General features: G+C 61.6%; 14 protein-coding genes and 2 pseudogenes. 10 read left to right on the top strand and 6 right to left on the bottom strand.

Going from position 1 to position 19,139, the window contains the following annotated elements:
• Nucleotides 1-176: 176 nt before the first annotated feature.
• The 3 genes from JQC81_RS25770 (at nt 177) to JQC81_RS25760 (ending at nt 3,469) form a co-directional block, all read left to right on the top strand.
• A complete protein-coding gene (locus JQC81_RS25770) occupies nt 177-437 on the top strand; it encodes a response regulator (protein WP_203274658.1) in 261 nt (86 codons plus the stop codon).
• 165 nt (nt 438-602) lie between these two features.
• A complete protein-coding gene (locus JQC81_RS25765) occupies nt 603-1,799 on the top strand; it encodes an AI-2E family transporter (protein WP_203274657.1) in 1,197 nt (398 codons plus the stop codon).
• A gap of 1,511 nt (nt 1,800-3,310) precedes the next feature.
• The gene (locus JQC81_RS25760) at nt 3,311-3,469 is read left to right on the top strand and encodes a hypothetical protein (RefSeq protein WP_203274656.1); all 159 of its coding nucleotides are present in this window, start codon (nt 3,311-3,313) and stop codon (nt 3,467-3,469) included.
• A 19-nt stretch (nt 3,470-3,488) separates the two neighbouring features.
• On the opposite strand, the gene JQC81_RS33455 is transcribed toward JQC81_RS25760, so the two are convergent.
• The 3 genes and pseudogenes from JQC81_RS33455 to JQC81_RS25745 form a co-directional block, all read right to left on the bottom strand.
• On the bottom strand, nt 3,489-4,193 hold the full coding sequence (locus JQC81_RS33455) for a PRC-barrel domain-containing protein (protein ID WP_246520662.1): 705 nt from the start codon (nt 4,191-4,193) through the stop codon (nt 3,489-3,491).
• 192 nt (nt 4,194-4,385) lie between these two features.
• Nucleotides 4,386-4,613 carry a YMGG-like glycine zipper-containing protein gene (locus tag JQC81_RS25750; protein ID WP_203274655.1) on the bottom strand — a complete coding sequence of 76 codons (228 nt, stop codon included), beginning with the start codon at nt 4,611-4,613 and terminating at the stop codon, nt 4,386-4,388.
• A 276-nt stretch (nt 4,614-4,889) separates the two neighbouring features.
• Nucleotides 4,890-5,258, bottom strand: a pseudogene (locus JQC81_RS25745) (DDE-type integrase/transposase/recombinase); the annotation flags it as partial.
• Between the two features lie 229 nt (nt 5,259-5,487).
• Here JQC81_RS25745 and JQC81_RS25740 point away from each other — a divergent pair.
• From JQC81_RS25740 to JQC81_RS25730, 3 genes are all read left to right on the top strand, one after another.
• Nucleotides 5,488-6,147, top strand: a complete 660-nt coding sequence (locus JQC81_RS25740; RefSeq protein WP_203274654.1) for a TetR/AcrR family transcriptional regulator — start codon at nt 5,488-5,490, stop codon at nt 6,145-6,147.
• Nucleotides 6,148-6,721: 574 nt separating this feature from the next.
• Nucleotides 6,722-8,515: an ABC transporter ATP-binding protein/permease gene (locus JQC81_RS25735; protein ID WP_203274653.1), complete on the top strand. Its 1,794-nt coding sequence runs from the start codon at nt 6,722-6,724 to the stop codon at nt 8,513-8,515.
• Nucleotides 8,516-8,549: 34 nt separating this feature from the next.
• A complete protein-coding gene (locus JQC81_RS25730) occupies nt 8,550-9,146 on the top strand; it encodes a hypothetical protein (RefSeq protein ID WP_203274652.1) in 597 nt (198 codons plus the stop codon).
• 124 nt (nt 9,147-9,270) lie between these two features.
• On the opposite strand, the gene JQC81_RS25725 is transcribed toward JQC81_RS25730, so the two are convergent.
• Nucleotides 9,271-10,095 (bottom strand): DUF2279 domain-containing protein, encoded by an 825-nt coding sequence (locus JQC81_RS25725; protein ID WP_203274651.1) that lies wholly within the window; start codon nt 10,093-10,095, stop codon nt 9,271-9,273.
• A 697-nt stretch (nt 10,096-10,792) separates the two neighbouring features.
• On the opposite strand from JQC81_RS25725, the gene JQC81_RS25720 reads away from it, so the two are divergent.
• The 4 genes and pseudogenes from JQC81_RS25720 to JQC81_RS25705 all read left to right on the top strand — a co-directional run bounded on the left by JQC81_RS25720 (nt 10,793) and on the right by JQC81_RS25705 (nt 16,937).
• Nucleotides 10,793-12,769, top strand: a complete 1,977-nt coding sequence (locus tag JQC81_RS25720; RefSeq protein WP_203274650.1) for a PhoX family protein — start codon at nt 10,793-10,795, stop codon at nt 12,767-12,769.
• Between the two features lie 528 nt (nt 12,770-13,297).
• Nucleotides 13,298-13,594 carry a helix-turn-helix domain-containing protein gene (locus JQC81_RS25715; protein ID WP_203274649.1) on the top strand — a complete coding sequence of 99 codons (297 nt, stop codon included), beginning with the start codon at nt 13,298-13,300 and terminating at the stop codon, nt 13,592-13,594.
• Between the two features lie 84 nt (nt 13,595-13,678).
• A pseudogene (locus JQC81_RS25710) lies at nt 13,679-15,181 on the top strand (amidase).
• Between the two features lie 112 nt (nt 15,182-15,293).
• Nucleotides 15,294-16,937: a cache domain-containing protein gene (locus JQC81_RS25705; RefSeq protein WP_203274648.1), complete on the top strand. Its 1,644-nt coding sequence runs from the start codon at nt 15,294-15,296 to the stop codon at nt 16,935-16,937.
• A gap of 29 nt (nt 16,938-16,966) precedes the next feature.
• Here JQC81_RS25705 and JQC81_RS25700 read toward each other — a convergent pair whose 3' ends face one another.
• Both JQC81_RS25700 and JQC81_RS25695 read right to left on the bottom strand, forming a co-directional pair.
• Entirely contained in the window at nt 16,967-17,950 is a 984-nt protein-coding gene (locus JQC81_RS25700) for an ABC transporter substrate-binding protein (protein WP_203274647.1), read from the bottom strand.
• A 143-nt stretch (nt 17,951-18,093) separates the two neighbouring features.
• Complete coding sequence (locus JQC81_RS25695; RefSeq protein WP_376772455.1) at nt 18,094-19,113, bottom strand: amino acid ABC transporter substrate-binding protein; 1,020 nt, start codon at nt 19,111-19,113, stop codon at nt 18,094-18,096.
• Nucleotides 19,114-19,139 lie beyond the last annotated feature (26 nt).

Here is a 19,139-nt window from a genome sequence, read left to right as displayed (position 1 = left end):
ATCATTGCTGTGCGGCTTGGAACAAACTCGTAGACCAACCTTGGACCATCATGTCCATCGGTGTGCGCGACTGGGCCAATGCATGAGCATCAGCGCCGGTTGGTATTAGGTTCAACTCAGGAAGCACGGCGGGCGCATTCTTTCGAATCCTGTGCATGCCTATCTCAGGGCCTCGCATGATGACCAATGCGACTCCTGCTCCTGCCCCTGTGGTGCTCCTCGTCGAGGATGAGGTGCTCGTGCGCATTGTGGCCGCGGACATCCTGGTTGATGCGGGATTCCACGTCGTCAAGGCGGTCAACGCGGCGAAGGCGCTGATGGTCCTGAAGGTGCGGGGCGACATCACCGCGGCGGTGACCGACGTCTACGTGCCAGGCAGGCTATCCGGTCTCAAACTGGCGGCCGCGGTGGCTCAGCGGTGCTATATCGGTCTCTGAGGTGGCGATCCAGGCAATTGCATTTCGAACGCGCGAACCGCTCTACAGCGAGGCCACGTCGGATAGAGGCGTTAGAACCCGATCACATAACTGGTCGGCAGGCCCTCCGAGCGACCCGTCTGAAATAAACCGCCGGCGGAACGTAATCGTGACCGTAAACGTCTGATGCATATGCAGCACCAGACTGACGCTCCTGACCTGAATGATGCCGTGAAGCCTGATGGCACGGAAGAAGAGCATGCCACTGGCGCAAAGCTTACAGGTGCGGTTGTCGTTTCGATCCATGTCTGCGCACTCGTTCTCGGCACCGGAGCCCTTTACTTCGCCAAGCCGCTGATCCTGCCGATCATCATCGGCTTGCTCATCGCGCTGACACTCATTCCAATCGTGCGGTGGCTCGAAAGGCGAGGCGTCCCAGCTGGTCTGTCAGCTATCGGGCTTGTGCTAGCCTTGGCGCTCACCGTCGGGACGGGTGCCTACCTCCTCAGTGCCCCTGTCACCGATTGGATACAACGGGCGCCCACGATAGGAAGGCAGGTCGAGGCCAAGCTTAACTCACTGCGCGGTTCGGTTGAGGCGATTTCCAAAGCAGGCCAAACGGTGGAAGATCTTACCAATGCAACAGCCGATTCAAACGTGCAGGAGGTCGTCGTCAAAGAGGCCGGCTTTCTGTCCTCGGCAACGTCCATACTCTGGAGCGCGCTGACGACAGCCAGTATTGCCTTGGTGTTTGTGCTTTTCCTGCTCGGCTCAGGCGACATGGTCTACGATAAGATCGTGCGTGTGCTACCAACATTCCAAGACAAAAAGATCGCGGTCAGCATCGTGCATGATATCGAGGCGTCCATCTCGCGGTATCTGCTCACCATCACCTTGATCAATATAGGCCTTGGTGTTGCCATCGGCCTGGCGATGTGGGCCATTGGCATGCCGACCCCTTACCTCTGGGGTCTTGGGGCCGCCTTTCTCAACTTTCTACCCTTCATCGGAGCGATTGCAGGCGTTGGGCTAGTCGGCGTTGTCGCCCTGATATCCTTCGACTCGATCAGCTACGCGCTACTGGCGCCTCTGCTCTATTTCGGCCTGACGGCGCTGGAAGGGAACATCATCACTCCCCTGATCCTCGGACGCCGACTTGAGCTCAACACTGTCGCGATCTTTATCGGGGTGGCGTTCTGGGGTTGGGTGTGGGGCCTGGTCGGCGTGCTGATTGCAGTCCCGCTACTGGTCGTGATCAAAAGGTGCTGTGATCATCTCCCCTCCTGGAGCACCCTGGGCGAATTCCTCTCTCTCACCCCGCCCAAGTCGGAAGTCGAAGCGGAGCAGGAGCAGCCTGATCTCAATCCCGTCGCTAAAACCTGATTGAACGACTTGGAGAGCATCATGCGGGCTATATGGAACCAATTTTGGAATGCAATCGCTATCCCTGCAGTGCTTCTAGCCTCCGCAGCTCTTGGGCAGACGCGGGGTACGTGGGTTGACCCGCCAGCCGATTTGTCCGGACCTCCAGCCCAAGCTTTTGAACCGAGCCCACCAGTTCAGGCCACCCCTCTACAGCCAAGATCCTCATCAGCTCAGGCGATTGCGGCTCCTTCAGCACAGGCCGAACCAGACAGTTCTCGCAATGCGGTTCGGCTAAAACCCACGGGCGGAACAGAGCAGTACTCTTTGAAGCATTTGGGACAGCAGGGTCAAGCCGCCTCCTCTCAGGCAGCTCCTCGGCAGCAACAATCCCAATCCGCCCCAAAACCCGCAGCCGCGCCAACGAGCACGTCTCGCGTGGCAGTTCAGCCGAACCTTGTCTCAAAACGGCCAAGCTCCCAGCAGCAAGATGCGCAGAGTTTGGCCGTTGATTATCTTAACCTTTGGTCAGCCTCAAACCGTCAGATGCTCCAGACGACGCCACAGTTCTACAACTCGAGCGTATTATTCCACGGCAAGAGAATGAGCTTCAGAGCGCTGCTTGCGGAGAAGCGCCGCTTCGTCCAACGGTGGCCCGACCGGAATTACCGGTATCGCCCTGGCACAATGAAGCTGCAATGCAGGTCCGACGGGAGCACATGCACTGTGCAGTCAACGTTCGACTTTGAGGCCGCCAATTCCAAGCTGGACCGACACGCGCGCGGAGTTGGGACACATGAGTTGGTTGTTAGCTTCGCAGGAGAGCGACCGGTGATCATCTCTGAAAGCAGCCGTGTGATGAGAAGGTTACCGCGTTTCAAAGCGATTGATTGAGGCTCTCCTCAATCCCAGGGCTAGATGCCTAGAATTGAGGAGAGCTTCCTGCTGCGCCTCCACCAGAAGTGGCTATCTTGACCGCAAGAATACTTGGGATGCGATCATACTTGTAACTCAAGGATTGTAGATCGGCACCGGAGCTTTGATCCTTCCCGAGTGAAGTGCAACGCCCGGGTTTAGCGACACAAAACGAAAGTTCAGTAGGGCCACGATCGGCGCCGATGATGACTCTGCCCGCGCTACAAATTCGCTAACAACGTCATGTGCGTAGCGGCAGTCGGCTCAAGGATTCGTACTCGATGTCGACCCACACTGATCATATCCCTGAGCGCACCGGCGACCGCTCCGGTGAGGCCAGCGCGCCCAGTTCGCTGGACAGGAAACGATGACCTTCCCAGCAACAGAGGCATGAAGAGCAATGTAAACGTCAACTTCAGGGCCAGCATCCCGTCGCCTAAGGCTCCCTACTCGTTCTACTTCAGCGGCCGAAGCTGCCCTCGAACCCGCATCAGATGGCCTTCGACGGCGCGCCTGCGGTCCATCAGTCGGTTCAACTCGGCTAGGAGTATCTGTTTATCCCAAGCAGCTCGAGCGACCTCTCGCGCGTCACTGCTGAAGCGCTGTCGGTGATTGGCATGCGCGACTTCCTGGTTGAGCCGTTCGCACGCGGCTGCGACGCGACGGAGCTCAGCGGCAAGCTCCGGCTCGCTCATATGGTCCAGGCCAGCCATCGTGCAACGGAACCCACCTGCACCGCAGGCCCTGCGGCTTTCGCGGGCGGCAGGGCCCTCTGAATATCTGCAAGGATGCCGATCAGGTGAGCCCCGACGACCAGTAATCCCGCACCTGCTGCCCGTACTCGGGCCGGGAGAACGGCTCTTCACCAGCGGCGTAGTTGGGTGCTCCCATCAGCCGCTCTTTGTTCGCATCAATCACATAACCCTTTTTGTTGGTATCATAGGTGAGCGCATTCCAGGGCAACGGGTGATACTTCTGACCAATGCCCAGAAAGCCGCCAAAGCTCATGATCGCATAAGCCACCTCGCCGGAGCGCTTGCCTACCATGAAGTTGTAGACCTCGCCGAGCTTTTCGCCTTTGCGGTTGTACACCGCCGTGCCCTCGACCTTGTTGGATGCGATCAGGTCCGTGGTTTCATCCTTTTCGACCGAGCTGGACATGCGGCCTCGGCCATTCTGGCCGGAGGTGCGCCTGTGTTCCGATTGATGAGACAATCTCCGCGGTGGATTGCTGCTCCAGGTTGTACGCCGCACCGTTGTTGCCGTCATGTACCCGACAGCCCCTCCAAGAAGGATTCCGAGCAGCACGATGCTGTCCTCGAAAAATATATCCGCCCGCCGGTTCCTGCGGAGCTCGTCGTCAACATGCCGTCGTGCGTCAGCGCCGGCATCCAGATCATGAATTGGGCCGTCTACCCGGGTAGAAGTTTCAGCACGATAGGAACGAGGTTTAGCGCCAAACCCATCTTGAGAGCTGCCGGTTCGATAGGTCTCGACCATGAACGTTTCCTCCTGAGAATGGATCAGCCCTTGCCCAGCCCTGCTGATTAACCCGGCGGCTAGGCGATGGTTCAGGTACTACCCAGATCATTAGGGTTTGGACCCAGCTCTACACTACTGCTCGTCACCAAGCATACGAGTCCAGGTCGGACAGATCCCGCAGCACTTGCGGGATCGTCCTGAATGATTGGACTAGCGCCGCCGCACGACTCGCCGGCGCTGGTTGTCTCCTTGGACCTCGTCCACGACCCCGCCGGGCGCTCCCGCCACCGCGCCGGCCCCGGCGCCAACCACAGCCCCGACGGGTCCGCCAACCACCGCACCAGCAGTGGCACCAACTGCCGTGCTGGTGGACTGCTGCCGCGTGGCACAGGCGCCAGCCAGGAGACACAAGGCTGTAACAAACACGAACTTTTGCATAGGTTTCCTCCACATGGTCATGAGTGATGACCATGTGGACAACTCCGCCAAAGCTGGACAGTTCGGAAGTCAGAGCAAAGAAGACGCAACTGGTCCAGAGATCCCAAAACCATGGGGTTCCATTCCGCCACTGGGCCGAGATCATACCTGCCTTGTCAAACAGAGCACTCGGAACATCGGACGCTTTTGCGACCTAACTTGGCTCAATAAGACCAAGAAGGCTCTGTCGCAAATCCTAACTGGATTTGAAGGGGTGGAGGCGACCGCCGCTCCTCTTCATGCAGCGAGCCGCTCGAACTGCTCCGCGAGCGATGTTTGCCGATTATGGGCATACTTCGCCTGCCCCTTCCGCATCATGTGAACCATCTCAATCCCGCCCAGGATTGCACGAGCGCTGTTCGCGGACTTGAAGCCGAGCATCGGCCGGATCCGTCTTTTGACGGCACGATGATCCTGCTCAATGCAATTGTTAAGGTAAGCACTTTGTCGGATGCTGATCGGCTTCAGTTCCCGCCCTGATCGGTCCTCCAGTTGGCTCATCGCGTCACACGATCGGACAGCTTCTCGATTGGTCTGGCTGCCGTCGATCACAACCCGCTCGGGTCGGCCGTGGTGCTTGAGTGCCTTGCGCAGGAATCGCTTCGCCTGCTCGCTGCCTGGGCGTGGGTCGCGCTCCTGGGAGGAGCGTCGAGCAGTGAGGACGGGCGGGGCCGTGTCGGTCGTCATCAGTGTTTTCCTTCCGCAGGATCGGAGTTGCAACGGATCCACCGAAACGGTACTGTCCTGTACCGTATTGATTTAGAGCGATCAAGCCGGAAGGGTCAATGACTTTTCTCATTGCTTGCTCCTCTGCTTCCCTTGCGAGGTCAAATCGATGAACAACCTGACGACATCCGAGCCGCTTCAGCGTGAGCACTCGGGCGGACGTCCGTCCCGGGAAGCGGCGGCTCAGATCAGGGGGCGCATCCTCGAGGCCGCCAGACTCCTGTTCCTGAGGGACGGCTACGAGAAGACCAGCATGGATGCGATCTCCGCCGAACTCGGAATGTCGAAACGGACGCTTTACGCCCGCTTTCTCGGTAAGGCGGACCTCTTCGAGGCCATGGTTGCGAATGTGCTGGAGCGGCATCTCTCCGCGCTTGAGGAAGCCGATCTGACTGGAAGGTCCTTGCGGGAGCAGTTGTGGGAAATCGCGGATCGCCTGCTCGCCTCCAGCCTTGATCCCGACATGGTCGCCCTTGAGAGGGTTGTGACGGCCGAGGCTCAGCGCTTTCCAAAGCTTGCACAGCTCATTCACAACTACGCCGCGGATCGAACGGTGGGATTGGTTGCGAACATCCTCAGAAGCGGGTCTGGAAAGGGCATAGCCCGCGAGCAGGTTCACAGGGATGCCAAGGTTTTTCTTGGGCTCATGATCCTGCCCTCCTTAAGAGGGGCCGTGCTTGGACCGGAAGGATTTGGGATAGACACGGAAGGGGCGGCCCTGCGGCAGCGAAGCATGGACATCTTCTTGGCGGGAGCCGGGTACACCTGAACCACCAGTTCTTATTCTCGCTCACCGAGATCCCGAAAATTTTCACATACCCACAAGTCTGGAAATATCTCGTTCGTCTAGGCGCTTACCTGCTGGTTGGTGGTCTTTGCTGCCGAATGCCGGGATGGTCCGCACTGGGCCATCCTCTGCCGATCGCATAACCTCCAGGAACATCCGGTGTTCTTCGCGAGAGCAGACTTTGGGTCTACTTCCGAGAAGTGCCATAGCCGACGTTTTCCGCGACTATGCCGGCAAGGAATGTCGGCGCGATCAACAAAGTCCTTGAGGGGTTAGGTCTCTCTTGGATGGAGGCCTAAGACCTCAGCTACTCTGGATAAAGCGGCTGAGAAAGAGGCACGCGCGGATGGGACGGGTTGAACAGTACCCCTCCGACGAGCCCTGCTCCACCACCGCACCACCAGCCATGAACGCCACGCGATCCGCCATCTCAAGGCGATTAAGTGGTAATGGGTTCTTCTGCGCCTAGCGGTCATTACCCAAAGCACATGAGCCGGTGACTTCTCCGAGGCACCGTGCCATGATTCCCGACCATCAACCCTGCTCAGGGGCCGTCTTGCACAGCCACACCGAGCCGCCAGTCTCCGCATGGCAGCCCGTGATCGCCAGCTTCATCGGCATAGCCGGCGGTTGGTGGCGGGGTTCGACCGCGCGCAAGGCCTGGTGGCTCACAGGCGCCTTGGCGCTCTGCCTCGTCGGAAATATCGGCGTTAACCTCGCGCTGAACGGCTGGAACCGCGCCTTTTTCGATGCGCTTGAGCGTCGCGACGCCGGGACACTCGGCCTTCTCGTCCCCGTGTTCGGCCTGCTGGTGATCGCGATCGCTGGCATTGGGGTGCTGATCGTGCTGGCTCGCGAGACGCTGCAGGTACGCTGGCGGGCCTGGCTCGTGGGCCGTCTCATGGACAGGTGGCTTGAACACAAACGCTTCTACCACCTGTCCCTTTCCGGCCGCGAGCCCTCGAATCCCGAATACAGGATCGCAGACGACAGCCGCATGGCCACCGAACCCGTGGTCGATTTCGTAATCGGCCTTACCCATGCGGTGCTCACGGCCATCGCTTTCATCGGCGTTCTCTGGTCGGTGGGCGGGTCCTTGTCCCTCAGAGTGGCCGGGCAGAGCATTACGATCCCAGCTTATCTCATGGTCGCGGCGCTCCTCTATGGGGCAGCAGCATCGGTGCTCACACTCCGGGTCGGCCATCCACTCATCGGAGCAATCGCGCGACGCAACGAAGCGGAGGCTAAGCTCCGGTTCGAGCTCACGCGCTTGCGCGAGAACGGTGAGAGCGTGGCGATGATTGGCGGCGAGACAGCTGAGCGAAACGGGCTTGAGGGCACCTATGCGGCTGTGGTCGCGCGCTGGCTGCGGGTCGTGGGCCTGCATGCCCGGCTCACCTGGATCACCAATGCGAGCGGGGCGCTGGTGCCGGTCATCCCGCTGTTTCTCGCGATGCCGAAATATCTTTCGGGCGAGTTGTCGCTGGGGGGTGTAACCCAACTCGCCGCTGCCTTCACCCAGGTGCAGGTGGCAATTGCTTGGCTCGTGGACAACTACAAGCAGATTGCCCAGTGGCACGCTTCCGCCGAGCGCGTGCTCGCCCTGAGCCACACCTTGGAGGACAGCCCTTCGCGAGACGGCGAGCCCCCGGGATTAGACTATTCCAGGCGCGGAAAACGCGTCGTCCTCGACCGTGTCACAGTGACCGACCCGCAGGAGCGGGTGGTCATCCGGAACGTTGACCTGACTGTCAATCCCGGTGATCGCGTGCTCATCATGGGACCCTCCGGCTCCGGCAAAAGCACGCTCCTGCGCACCATGGCAGGCCTTTGGCCCTGGGGGAGCGGACGGGTCATATTCCCCCCAGCAGCCTGCATCGGCTATGTGCCGCAGGATCCTTACATGCCACTCGGCTCATTACGGGAAACGCTGCTCTATCCTGGGGCTTCGCACGGGCCTGACCTTAACCGGATCGCTGTCGCCCTTCACGAGTGCGGGCTGGCTCAACTCATCTCGCATCTTGATCAGTGTCAGCGGTGGGACCAAGTTCTGTCCCGCGGCGAGCAGCAGAGGCTGGCCTTTGCCCGTATCCTGCTCCAGCGGCCCGAACTGGTGATCTTGGATGAAGCCACGTCAGGGCTCGATGAGATCTCCCAGGAGTGCCTCATGCTGACCCTGATCCGCGAGCTCCCCGAAACTACAGTAATCTCGGTGGGTCACCGTGCCAGCCTGAGAGCCTTCCACACCCGCTGCCTTTCCCTCGTTCGATCAAAAGAAGGAGCCCACCTGGTTGAGGAGGGAAACCGGACCATCGCGGACACCCGGACCATCTCGACACTCAGGGCTTAAGATCGAAGCAACCAGTCAACAAGGGAACACCCGCATGTCGTCTACCGCTTTGCACTACTGGGATGCCTCCTGGGATCTCCGCCCTGCCGAATGCCCTTGCGATGTCGACTTCATCGCATGGCTCGACCAGAACAGGATCGTTGACGCCACCATCTACCACTTCGGCACAGGCGCGCACCACCATGTCGGGATTGAGTGCGCAAGGATGGAGCGTCGCAACGCGGTGCTTGGGATTACAGCGGCGCCGCAGGAGTATGAGACTTTCGTGAGGCTGGCGATCGAGCGGCCGGATGTGCTGCGTCACTACAATGCGGTGTTTGGTGACATCTATCTGCTCAACCGCAAGCTCCTGCCAGTCTTCGACGTGGTGACGCTTTTCCATCTCTGTGAGTTCCGCGGCGACAAGAACGATGCATATGGGGCGATGACGGATCTCGAGCTTGTCAACTTGCTCACGGACCACACCCGCCCAGGCGGCTATATCCTGTTCTTCCCGGGTTCCTTTGCCTTTGACCGGGCGGATCATAGCGCCAAGGATGTGATCGCCGAGTGGGAGCAGCAACGCGCTGTCGAGAAGCTCGGCCGCTACAAGAGCCTCCTGGTCTACCGCAAGAGTAGGAGTGAACGGTAACGATCAGCCCACTTGATTTCCGTTTGCGATCCCTCACTGCGTCCCGGAACTCGTTGCGGGCGCGCTCATCAAGTCCAGATTGAAGTCACTGCAACGACTGCGTCTTCGTGGATAGCGCACTCGGCTACCGACGGATCGTTGAGAAGCGATGGCCGTGATAGGCTGCCGTGTAAGGGACCTGGAGGTATTCGAATGTCTTCTGGACGGCCCAAGCCGGGAGTGTGTCCTTGTACCTCCGGAAGTTCGGGACAGACCCCGCTCCGAAGAGGACTTCGTTGAGGTTCAGGCCAACCCCAACATAGAACGTCCGCTCAATCGGGTAGCCAAGTCTGCGCTCGTCCTGTTCAAAGCCGCGCGCATCAAAGCCGGCGTGCAGTTCAGCGTAACGCAGAGGGGTGTTCTTGAGCGTCTCGAACCCGCTACCTTTCACAGCCATGATAAAGCGCTGGCGTTGGTAGGGGGGAAGAATGCCGGACTCCTCTGACGCGGTGACGCCAGGTCGCTCGAAGCTGGCGGGCGTGTACATCAGCCGCCAGTCGAGCTTCTCCCGTAGCCCAGGAACGGAGTTCCGCAGAACGGCAAAAGCCGCGCCGACGCCGTTCGCAATGATGTCCTCGCGCGAGAAGCGATGCCGGCCCGTGAACCCGTCCAGGGTTTCGCCCAGCCCCATGATGCCGAAGGCCACGAGCGCTCCCGTGATCGGGGCGCCAATGGGATTGGACGCGTTGGCACGGATCCGGTCTGTTAGGATGTCGGCAATGACGTAGGTCGAGAAGGCGTGGCCGATCTTGTCCATCCCGCCGTGCCGGGTATTCTTGGAAAACCACCCTTCCTCGATGGTTTGGAACTGGGAGCCATTGCCCCAATCCCAGTCCCGCAGCCCGACAGCGGCCAAGCCGGCGCCGACGGCCGCAAGCTCCCAGCGCACGGAGTAGAGGTGATCGCCCAATTGGCTTACCGAATACAACGTCGGAGGTGCTGGAGCCAAACTTTCAGGAGGCGGGCTGGTGGGAGTTGGCGGGGTGACCGGCACTGCGCTCGACCTGAGCTTTCGGGCTTTCTGCCCACGAGACGGAGGGGAGATTTCTGATGTTCCGGCCGGCAGGGCCAAAGCCTCCATCGGACCCAGCACGCCAAGCGGGCTGGCCAGGACCGCCAGCCCAGCGATGACAGCCAAAGAGCGCACCCTTCGGTTCACTTTGGGCTGTAGTGTCCTTGGGCGCATCCGCCCCGCAGGAGTTCCATGCATCAACCGCCCCCTGGTGACCGCGTTTGTTAGACTCGAAGAGTGGAGCAAGGACTTGTCTATCGCAACCTTTGTGAAGGGCTTCTTAAGTCGCACGTCGATCGTGGCGATGGTCCCCGCCTGGCGATGAGACGAACCCAACGCAGGTTTACGGATGTCCGCACCGGGTCAGGGGAGATCTTTGGGCGTGGCCGTGCAGAGCTCCGCTTCGCTCTGCAAGTGCAGAGCTTCGGCCTAGATCTGGCCCCGTGCTATTCGCAGGCACCTGAAGCACCTCCTCCCTCTTTTGTTGTAGTCAGCCGGCTAACAGAGTGGGTGGATCTTCCAGCTTTGGTCGCCTTACTATGACGGTCCGTCTTGCGGGTGCTCCCCCAGGATCAAGAACAACAGGGAGGAAACAATGGAACGCCAGATTTCAGCGACCAAGGCCTATGAGGAATCCGAGGACATCGGCCGCAATCCCTCTGAGAACGCCACTCTGGGCGACGTGATCAGCGCTCGGTTCAGCCGGCGTGATCTGCTCAAGGGGGCCTTGGCGGCGACTGCCATCTCGGCCACGGTCAGCCCAATGGCCTTAGCCATCGCCGAAAAGGCGCAGGCTCAGGGCACAACGCCCACCTTCAGCTTCAAGGAGGTCACGGCCGGCATCGACGAGAAGCACCACATCGCGGAGGGCTATGACGCTGACATTCTCATCCGCTGGGGCGACCCAATCTTCGCCGATGGCGCGGAGTTCGATCCGCAGGCCCAAACAGCCGAGAAGCAGCTTCGGCAGTTCGGCTACAACAACGACTTCCTCGGCTATTTCCCCATCGACGGCTCCAACCGCGGGCTCCTGGTCGCCAACCACGAGTACACGACCGAGGAGTTGATGTTCCCCGGCCTTGGCATGCAGGACACCAAGGAAGCCGATTTCAAGGGCATGACCAAGGACCTCGTCGACATCGAAATGGCCGCCCATGGCGGCTCGGTGATCGAGGTGCAGCGCCAGAACGGCAAGTGGAGCGTCGTCCCGAACTCCAGGTATGCCCGCCGCATCACCGCCGACACGCCGATGGAGATCACCGGTCCCGCTGCCGGGCACGACCGGATGAAGACCAAGGCGGACCCTGCCGGAAAGCAGGTGCTGGGCATGCTCAACAACTGTGCCGGCGGCGTGACGCCGTGGGGCACTTGGGTCACCTGCGAGGAGAACATTAATGGCTACTTCTGGGGCAAGCTCGCCGACGATCACCCAGAAGCGCGCAATCACAAGCGCTATGGCGTGCCCGGCAACCGCTATGCCTGGGGCAAATGGCACGAGCGCTTCGACTTCGCCAAGGAGCCAAACGAGGCCAACCGCTTCGGCTGGATCGTCGAGATCGACCCGTTCGACCCGAACTCGACCCCGAAGAAGCGCACGGCCATGGGCCGCTTCAAGCACGAAGGCGCCGCAGGCATCACCAACAAGGATGGGCGTTATGTCGTGTACTCGGGCGACGATGAGCGCTTCGAGTACATCTACAAGTTCGTCACCCGCGGCACCGTGAACCCGAACGACCGCCAGGCGAACATGGACCTGCTCGCCGAGGGCACGCTCTACGTTGGCAAGTACAACGAGGACGGCACCGGCGAGTGGTTGCCGCTGGTCCACGGCCAGGGACCGCTGACCGAGGCAAACGGCTTCAGGTCCCAGGCCGATGTGGTGATCGAAGCCCGGCGGGCGGCTGATCTGCTCGGCGCGACCAAGATGGATCGTCCCGAGGACGTGGAGGCCAATCCGAAGACCAACAAGGTCTACGCGATGCTGACCAACAATGACCGGCGCAAGCCCGACCAGGTCAATGCCGCCAATCCGCGCCCAGAAAACAAGTTCGGCCACATCGTCGAGATGACCCCTGACGATCAGGATCATGCCGGGACGAAGTTTCGCTGGGAGATCCTTGTGCGCTGCGGCGATCCGTCAGTGGCGACGGTGGGCGCCACCTTCTCGTCGGCCACCACGAAGGACGGCTGGTTCGGCATGCCGGACAACTGTGCGGTCGACAACATGGGCCGGCTCTGGATCACCACGGACGGCAACTCGGGCGTGACCACCGGACGCTCCGACGGAGTCTGGGCGATGGAGACCGAGGGCGAGTTGCGTGGCACGTCCCGGCACTTCTTCCGCTGCCCGACCGGGGCGGAGATGTGTGGCCCGATCTTCACTCCGGATGACGAGACGATGTTCGTGGCCGTGCAGCATCCGGGTGAGGATGGGCAGGACTGGCCTGCCTTCGGCCGAGCGTCGACCTTTGATGATCCATCAACCCGCTGGCCGGACTTCAAGGCTGGCATGCCGCCGCGGCCTGCTATCGTGGCGATCACCAAACAGGGTGGCGGTAAGATCGGCGTGTAAAGCCAAGAGGCCAGACGGCCTGCGCGATTCATATCATCGGTTCTGGGACGCCCGCGAGACCGGCGGGTGTCCCAGGCATCATGCCCGTACCGCGTTCCTAAAACATCTCTTGTTTTGTTCCGCTCGGGAATACTACGGACGGCAGCTAAGAGGCCAGAGTTTGTGTTTCAAAGTTCCCTCTGAATGTCCACTTGCCACCTGGTGAGCGGGCCAAGGCGCGGTTGCGTAGCAAATTAGGGGAGCAGACAAGAGAAGAACAGACGTTTGGTAGCGCGTGGAGGCAGCGAACAACCATCACTCCGGCCCAAGTGCGCAAGGGTGGATCGTGACGGGATCGGAGTTCGAAGATAGGCGATTCGACGCGAGTATCGCCATGCGTCGGTCCGCCTCAAACTCTTTGCTCCAGGTTCGGCACTCGTGAGTGAGATCCAACTTGAGAAGAGGTTCAGCGCAGTCCCTGCCATCGCGCTCCGTCATTGACGTACTGCGCCAGTGACGTATGTCCTCGCTTTCGTCAGAGGAGCATCCATGGGCGATGACAGCGAGTTCGAGCACCTCCTTGCCAGCCTTGGCTCCATTCTCGCAGAGACAGACGATGATCTCAGCCTCGGCAGCGGGCTAAGGCTGCCCGCCACCGTTGATGCAGCGGCTGTGCGAAGCAAGACGGGCCTCTCGCAAGCCGCGTTCGCCCGCCGCATCGGCGTTGCGGTGGGAACCCTGCGCAATTGGGAGCAGGGCCGCCGTTCACCCCACGGGCCAGCCCGGGTCCTGCTGGCGCTGCTGGACCGCAATCCGAGCATTGTCGAAGACACCCTCGGGACCTGAGCGCAGCGAACTTTGATCTTCTAGCCTCAGAGCCAGCCAAGTTCTGGTATTCTCCCCCGGAGAACAGGGCACAGGTGCAGATCGATGAGCCTTGCGGAGGACTACATCACGCTCGATGCCACCGCACTCGCTGATCTCGTGCGGCAACGGCACGTCAGTCCCGCCGAACTTGTCGAAACTGCAATCACGCGCCTGGAGCAGGTTGAACCGAAGCTGGCCGGCATGTCCGAATGGACGCTGGACCAGGCGCGACAGGCCGCTCGTGCGCCCCTGGAGAAAGCACCCTTTACTGGCGTGCCGTTTCTGCTCAAGGACAACATGCATGTCGCGGCCGGCATCCCGTATCACAACGGCAGCCGCATCTGGCGCGGCTGGGTGCCGCCGCAGGACAGCGAGATGGTCCGCCGCTTCAAGGCGGCTGGTCTGATCATCCTCGGCAGCACCAAGGTCCCCGAGCTGTCGTTGACACCTGTGACCGAGCCCCGGCATCTGGGCCGGGCCAACAACCCCTGGTCCCTGGACCGCACCACCGGTGGCTCATCGGGAGGATCATCGGCTCATGTTGCAGCCCGCTCGGTGCCGATGGCTCATGCTACCGACGGGGGCGGCTCAATCCGCATCCCAGCTTCGTGCTGTGGCCTGTTCGGGCTCAAGCCGACTCGCGGACGCACTCCGAATGGCCCTTATATTGGGGAGGGCTGGCATGGTGCCGCCATTGGGCATGCTGTCACCCGCAGCGTGCGGGACAGTGCCCGCCTGCTGGACGCGATTGCCGGACCTGATCTCGGCGCTCCCTATGGCATAGTCTCACCCGAGGGCTCCTTTGCCGAAGCTGTCACACGGTCGCCAGGACGGCTGCGGATCGCCTTCAGCTCCTTGGCTCCCAACGGCGCTCCAGTAGATCCGGAGTGCCGGATCGCGGTCGAGAACGCGGCAAAGCTCTGTACCGAGTTGGGCCACCATGTGGAGAAAGCCGCGCCTTCAGTGCCGGAAGATTACTTCAGCTGGTTTCTGATCACCTTTCTGGCGGCGGTGTCGCAGGAGTTTGCCTTTGCGGAGGAGATGACCGGCACCAAGGCCCGGCGCAGCGATGTCGAGGAAAGCACGTGGCTGTGCCGTGAGCTGGGGCGGGGCTTCTCGGCCGCGGAGCTCTCGGTCACCCTGGAGCGTCTGCACCGGGCCACGCGCCAGATTGCCGGGTTCTTTGAGACCTATGACCTGCTGCTGACGCCGGCCCTTGCCAGTCCTCCGGTCAGGCACGGAGAGCTCCACCCCCGCGGCCTTGAGGCCACCCTGTAAGTGTTGGCCGCCCGCCTCGGCGTCGGTCGCTATCTGCGCTATGGGCCGCTCCTACGGCAGGCGGCGGAGCGCGCGTTCCGGTTCATGCCGTTCTCCCCCATCTGGAACATCACCGGACAGCCAGCCGCCAGCCTGCCGTTGCACTGGACGCCTGATGGCTTACCCGTTGGCGTGCAGGCGGTCGCGCGCTTCGGGCAGGAGGCAACCCTCCTCTCGTTTGCCGCGCAGATGGAGCAGTCTCGTCCCTGGAGCAATCGTCTGCCAACGGCAGTCGCCGGGACATCCTGATTGCACCGCCTGATTGATCGAAACCTGCGTTCAGGCGGCCTCTTCAAGCACCTTGCGGACAGCTGCCAGCGAGAGGCCGAAGTGCTTGGCGACTTGAGTCGGGGCTACTCCGGTGTGGTTCGGCTACCGCGACCAGCGGGCACGATTGGACCAACTGCTCGGTGTCGAGGCAAGATCAGCCGCGTCGAGAATTCAGGGCTTCCTTGATGGTATCACCGGCCAACTCGGCTGGTTGGTGCAGCTTCCCTGGAGCGAGGAGCCGGACGAGCGGCGGCGCATCGATGCCCTGCGCCTGTTGCGTCAGGTACCCGCCATCGTCAGCCTCACCCTGGTCGATGGCTCCGGGCGGGAGCGGCTGTACGTGTCGCGGATCGGCCTCAACCGAACCGAGAGCCGCACCGACCGCTCCGGGGAGCCGGCGGTCACCGGAGCTCGCGCGGCGCGGCTCTGGTATGGCGAGGTCAGCTACTATCGGGGGTCCGAGCCTTATCTCACGGTCGCGATCTCCGGTAACCGTCCCTCGGTCGGCATCGTCGTCGCCGAGGTCAACCTCAAGCTGATCTGGGATGTGATCTCGTCCATCAAGGTTGGGGAGACGGGCTATGCCTTCGTGCTGGACGGTCCGGGCCGGCTCATCGCCCATCCCGACATCAGCCTCGTCCTGCGGGGCGCAGACGAGGCTATCCTGAAGCCGTTCCAGGTGGCCCGACAGGCGGTTGGGCCTGCCAACTCAGGTTTTGCAACGAGCCGCGACACCGAGGGCAACCGCATTGCAGTAGCTGCCGCCCCAATCCCTGGACCGGATTGGACCGTGGTGGTGGAGCAGCCGCTGTCGGAGGCCTTCGCGCCCATCTATGCAGCCCTGTGGCGGACGGGGAGTCTTGTGCTGGGCAGTGCCACATTTGCGGGACTGCTCGCCTATGTTTTAGCTCGGCGGATGACCAAGCCGATTCGGCTGCTTGAGGAAGGCACCGAGCGCATCGGCGCTGGGCAATTCGATCACCGGATCGAACTTAGAACGGGAGACGAACTCCAGCGGCTGGCCGACAGCTTCAACGCTATGGCGGTCGAACTCGCCGTCTCGCAGGAGCGCCAGGAGCGGATCGCCAAGCTTAAGCGATTCCTAGCCCCGCAGGTGGCCGAACTCGTCGACCGCAAGGGCGATGATGGAGTCCTTGAAGGCCGCCGCACCGAGGTGGTGGCGGTGTTCTGCGACCTGCGCGGCTTCACCGCGTTCTCAGCCAAAGCGACACCCGAGGAGGTGATGAGCGTGCTCTCCGAGTACTACGAGGCACTCGGCCGCATCATCACCAAGTACGCGGCCACGCTCACGAGCTTTTCGGGCGATGGTCTGATGGTGCTGGTCAACGCGCCTGTTCCTGTCGAAGATCCTGCGCTTCGGGCGGTGGACCTCGCACTGGAGATGCAGCAAAGCGTGCAGGATTTGATCATCGGCTGGCGTGATCGCGGCCACCGGATCGGGTTTGGGGTGGGACTTGCCATGGGGCAGGCCACGGTCGGGCGGATCGGCTATGAGAGCCGCTTCGACTATACGGCTATCGGCAGCGTCGTGAACCTTGCCGCCCGCCTGTGCGCTGCAGCGGCGGATCGGGAGATCCTGACGGATGCGACTGTCGTCCACGCCGTGAAGGATAAGCGCTCTTTAGTCCCGCTCGGATCTCGCCTGCTCAAAGGTTATGATGAAGAGCTGCCCGTCTATGGCATCCTCTTCGACGAGCGGACTAACGTGGCCTAGGCTTTCGTTTCAGCCCGCAAGAGGCGTCCTCATTCGATCACCTCGTCGGCAGCGGCCATGAGGGTTGGTGGCACGGTAAGGCCCAGTGTCTTAGCAGTCCCAAGATTGACCACAAGCTCGTATCGCGTTGGCGCCTGAACCGGCAACTCGCCAGGCTTGGCTCCCCTGAGAACCCGGTCCATGTAGGAGGCGACGCCTTGGTGGAGGCCCTCCATGGTGGGACCATACGCGAGCAGGCCACCTGTCGCCGCCATGTAGCGGCTGCCATAGATCGCCGGCACGCGATACTGCTCAGCAAAGTCGACGATCAAGCGGCGCTGCGAAAAGGTGAAGACATCTGGCAACACGAGGAGCGCTCCGCCGGGCGCGGCTGCAAGGTCTGCCAGCACTGGCTCAATCCCGGAAGCATCCTGAGTGAAGGCGAGAATGGGTTCGACCATGAGGGACGCCGCGACCGCCTCGAACTCGCGCACGAACGGTGAAGCCCGGTTGTGGGCCGTCTCAGGGTTGAACAGGATTGCGGCTCGCCGCACCCGCGGATCGATCTCCTTGAGAAGCTGCAACCACTTGCCGCCAAGCGACGGCTCGAAGGTCGTGAACCCGGTCGTGTTGCCGCCCGGATGGGACATATTACCAACGATGCCGTTGCCGACCGGGTCGGCGACCTCAAAGAAGAGCACCGGAATGCTGCGGGTCTCCGCGAGCACGGCGAGCGTTGCGGGCGTGCCGTTGGCCACGATGAGATCGGGATGTGCCGCAACGGCCTCTCTCGCCAGCACCGGCAGTTGGGCCGGAGTTGTCGCCACGTGCATGTCGACATGAACGTTGACGCCCCTCGTCCAGCCCAACGGCCGGAGGTGTTCTGCAATATCCCCCCAGTCATTCCGCGCGAGCAGGGTCCAGGTTTCCACCCATCCAACCCGCCGGATTCGACTGGTCACCTGGGCCGCCAGCCGTGTGGGATTGAGCAGCGCCGATGCGCAGACGAGCTGGACGAGATCGCGCCGCCTCATGCGACCACCTCTTCAAGCGAGTTGCCTGAAGGCTACCACGGAACGGTATCAGCCACAGCCTGAGAGATCGCATCCGACCACTTGCGAGGGCCTGGTCGCTCAATGAGCGCAATGCGGGTTGTCTACCCGATGTTTCTGCCGAACTACCGGATCGGGATACCGTACTGGAGGCCACCCTTGGTCCAGAGTGCGTTCTGGCCGCGCTTGATCTTCAGGCGCGAGCCCTCGCCGACGTTCTTCTCGAACGACTCGCCGTAGTTGCCCACGTGCTTGATCACGCGGACGGCCCAGTCGTTGGTCAGGCCGACGGTCTCGCCGAACTTGCCTTCGGTGCCGAGCAGACGCTTGATCTCCGGGTTGTCGGAGGTCTTCATCTGGTCGACATTGGCCTTCGTCACGCCGAGCTCTTCAGCGTTCAGCATGGCGTTGTGGGTCCAGCGGACGATGTCGCCCCACTGGTTGTCGCCGTGGCGGACTGCCGGGCCAAGCGGCTCCTTCGAGATGATCTCGGGCAGGATGACGTCTTCATCAGGGATCGAGACCCACGAGCGGGCAACATAAAGACCGGAAACATCGGTGGTGAATGCATCGCAGCGGCCGGCATCATAGGCCTTCTTGGCCTCGTCCGCCGTAGCGAAGAGGATGGCCTGGTACTTCATGTTGTTGGCACGGAAGTAGTCGGCGAGGTTCAGCTCGGTCGTGGTGCCCTGCTGGATACAGACCGATTTGCCGCTCAGCTCCTTGGCCGAGGAGACACCGACCTTCCTGCGGACCATGAAGCCCTGGCCGTCGAAGTAGGTGATGGCCGGAAAGTCGAGACCGAGCTGCGTGTCGCGTGACATGGTGTGGGTCGAGTTGCGGGAGAGGACATCCACCTCGCCCGCCTGAAGCGCCGTGAAGCGGTCCTTGGCGGCGAGCGGGATAAAGCGGACCTTGGTCGGGTCGTTGAAGATGGCGGCCGCCATAGCGCGGCAGAAGTCCACGTCGAAGCCCGTCCAGTTGCCCTGGGCATCGGGCATGCCGAAGCCAATAGAGCCGCTGCTCGCACCGCAGGTCAGGAAGCCCTTCTGCTTCACGCTGGCGAGCGTCGCCTGGGCCAAGGCGCCTGTGGCCATGAGGCCCGCAGCGACAACACCACAGGCAAGGGATGCGATAGCCTTCATCATGATGCTATCCCCTGGGTTAGTTC

It is taken from the genome of Microvirga arabica (assembly GCF_016811235.1).
GTDB lineage: Bacteria > Pseudomonadota > Alphaproteobacteria > Rhizobiales > Beijerinckiaceae > Microvirga > Microvirga arabica.
Note: the sequence above shows the minus strand (reverse complement) of the source record. Positions and strands in the feature narration are given on the sequence as shown.

What these genes read in the sequence shown, in the direction of transcription:
- JQC81_RS25730 (WP_203274652.1), top strand. Translation starts at nt 8,550, where the DNA reads ATGTCGTCTACCGCTTTGCACTACTGGGATGCCTCCTGGGATCTCCGC.
- JQC81_RS25720 (WP_203274650.1), top strand. Translation starts at nt 10,793, where the DNA reads ATGGAACGCCAGATTTCAGCGACCAAGGCCTATGAGGAATCCGAGGAC.
- JQC81_RS25695 (WP_376772455.1), bottom strand. Translation starts at nt 19,113, where the DNA reads ATGAAGGCTATCGCATCCCTTGCCTGTGGTGTTGTCGCTGCGGGCCTC.
- JQC81_RS25700 (WP_203274647.1), bottom strand. Translation starts at nt 17,950, where the DNA reads ATGAGGCGGCGCGATCTCGTCCAGCTCGTCTGCGCATCGGCGCTGCTC.
- JQC81_RS25715 (WP_203274649.1), top strand. Translation starts at nt 13,298, where the DNA reads ATGGGCGATGACAGCGAGTTCGAGCACCTCCTTGCCAGCCTTGGCTCC.
- JQC81_RS25770 (WP_203274658.1), top strand. Translation starts at nt 177, where the DNA reads ATGATGACCAATGCGACTCCTGCTCCTGCCCCTGTGGTGCTCCTCGTC.
- JQC81_RS25765 (WP_203274657.1), top strand. Translation starts at nt 603, where the DNA reads ATGCATATGCAGCACCAGACTGACGCTCCTGACCTGAATGATGCCGTG.
- JQC81_RS25750 (WP_203274655.1), bottom strand. Translation starts at nt 4,613, where the DNA reads ATGCAAAAGTTCGTGTTTGTTACAGCCTTGTGTCTCCTGGCTGGCGCC.
- JQC81_RS25740 (WP_203274654.1), top strand. Translation starts at nt 5,488, where the DNA reads ATGAACAACCTGACGACATCCGAGCCGCTTCAGCGTGAGCACTCGGGC.
- JQC81_RS33455 (WP_246520662.1), bottom strand. Translation starts at nt 4,193, where the DNA reads ATGGTCGAGACCTATCGAACCGGCAGCTCTCAAGATGGGTTTGGCGCT.
- JQC81_RS25760 (WP_203274656.1), top strand. Translation starts at nt 3,311, where the DNA reads ATGCGCGACTTCCTGGTTGAGCCGTTCGCACGCGGCTGCGACGCGACG.